The organism is Armatimonas sp. (genome assembly GCF_031410135.1).
In the GTDB taxonomy this organism is placed as follows: Bacteria; Armatimonadota; Armatimonadia; order Armatimonadales; family Armatimonadaceae; genus Armatimonas.
Window position 1 is genome coordinate 1 of sequence record NZ_JANNYP010000920.1, and the last position, 1,999, is coordinate 1,999.

Below are 1,999 nucleotides of genomic sequence, written 5' to 3' on the forward strand. Positions count from 1 at the left end.
ATCCGTTCCAAACATTTTTTTGTTGTGCTCGTATGCGCGGCTGATGCTGCAAAAACCGGTGACACCGTCGGGAAACGCAATAAAGATCGGCTTGGGCTGTTTGTCATCGTGAAATGTCTGCTCAAAATAGAGAAGCGGGCCTTTGTGCTCTCGCTGCGCGAGCCAGCGGGCGGAAAGCCGTGTGGGCAGAAACTTGCTGGTAAGCGGGCCGTTGCGCAGGCTTTGGAGGCGCTTTCCATCGGGTGTGAAGACCTCCAGGAAATCATCTCCTCCCTGATTTTTCTCCGGTACGCACTACCGCAGGTAGACCGTCCCATCAGGAGTGAGAAACGTCGCTTTCAGGAACCAGGCGACAACATACTTGGGATTGTAGTTTGTATTCTTCTGAGAATAGATGGGAAGTGGGACTCTTGCGACCGCCGGAGGAGGACTTTTCACGAGCGTCAATGTCGGATTCATCTTTAGCGACGCTTCACTTTCCCTGTACCGTGACAGCAGGGGCAGGCCCAGGTGTCGGTCGAGCCTACGATTGCCGAGCTACGGACGCCGTACTGCGGGCCTACTACCATTTTCCCGGTGAGATCGTACTGAGGCGCAACCGAGGTATAGGACTCGCCGACGCTTCGGTTGTTCTCAAAACGATACGCCCCTTTGCCTTTGCAAAACGAGCAGGTGACGTAGCTGCGAGGATCATCTGGCTCCACTTTTTTCTTTTGTTTTTGCAGCTCCGCCTCGCTTGGAATCTCATGCCGCTTTTCTTCAAAGCGCTTGTCGCGCATCTGGCGCTCGTAGGCAGACCACGCTTCTTTAGACGCGGCTTCGAAGGCTTTGGCGCGGCTGGCGAGTGCGTTCTGGGTCTGGTCGAAGGCGATGGTCTGCTGCGTGTCGTCCAGATCCATCAGCCACTTGCCACGCGCATCGTAGAGCGTCACGGTCTGGAAAGATTTATCGCGTGCCTGCCGCATCACCGCAATCGTCTGACGATCCAGCGACCAGGCGAAGGGGGAGTTGTACCAGTAGGGCACGCCGTGAATCGTCGTTTTCTGGATTATTTTTCCGGTTGTTAAATCGCACTGAATCGTCTCGACCAAGCCGTCAGCAAGTTGCCGGGAAAGTGAGAATTGGTTCTCCGGGAGAAAGCCGTCGAAATTATAGAAGCCGATGCCTTCGGGGATAGGTGCCTGTCGCTTTCGTTTGACATCGATGATAATCGGCGGCACCAAATTTATTTTGTCCGTCGTCGCCATATCGAATCGAATGGGGATTTTTATGATGTAATCGCCACTTGGCAAGAAGCGTATATCATGTGGACTCGGTTTCTCTTCGTACTCGACGCGATAGTCTGTGCCATCCATCGCAAGCGAAGCAATGCGCTCCGCTTGCTTGCCTTTTTTAGGATAGTCCGACCACCCGAATCGAACCCGGTTGCTCGCCTCGTCCCAAATGACAGACCCGACCCGTGGATTCTGGCCGCGTGCATTCGGCAACTTTTTCGCATCCACTCGCCATAGCTCGATCTTGGCCTTTCGATTGTAAAGACTGACACTGTAGATATCGAAACGAAGAAAATGCTCGGAATCAATCGGGATGAAACCGGGATTGCTGATATCAATAGTGGTCATCAGCGCAGCCTCTTCCCCGATATTGTTCTCTAAGTCAACGAGAATAGGCGAGCGGGATGTATTTCCCTTCGAGGTTTCCCCGTCAAAGATAACCACATCGTTGACGAACGAGAACGGGGGCCGGGCCATGTTCCATTGCGTGGGGCTATCGTCCAGGTAGCTGTCGATGCTGGAGCGGAAGACGAGCTTGCCTGTCTTCACTTCCCAGACCTTATGCTCGTGTCTTCCGAGGGTCGCGACGTAGCGCCCGCCGGGAGAGAACTCGACGTGCTTGCCGTAGCGGACGGTGTAGGGCTCTCGGGACGATTTTTCGAGTCGAAGCGTGGTGTCTTGCATAATTTGATCTTTCCGTTATCCGGGGTAATCGCGGCTGGCGC

General features: G+C 54.2%; 2 protein-coding genes. One reads left to right on the plus strand and one right to left on the minus strand.

All coding sequences use genetic code 11. The annotated features are described in order from the left end of the window. On the plus strand, positions 1-465 hold a 465-nt coding region (locus RMO15_RS32650; RefSeq protein WP_309723371.1), incomplete at its 5' end, for a hypothetical protein. Here the strand turns inward: RMO15_RS32650 and RMO15_RS32655 are convergent. Beyond that, complete coding sequence (locus RMO15_RS32655) at positions 462-1,958, minus strand: hypothetical protein (RefSeq protein ID WP_309723374.1); 1,497 nt, start codon at positions 1,956-1,958, stop codon at positions 462-464. The two genes, RMO15_RS32650 and RMO15_RS32655, sit on opposite strands and share 4 nt — an antisense overlap. Between the last annotated feature and the right edge of the window lie 41 nt (positions 1,959-1,999).

Excerpts from the sequence above, each read along its gene's own strand:
- RMO15_RS32655 (WP_309723374.1), bottom strand. The coding sequence starts at position 1,958 with ATGCAAGACACCACGCTTCGACTCGAAAAATCGTCCCGAGAGCCCTAC.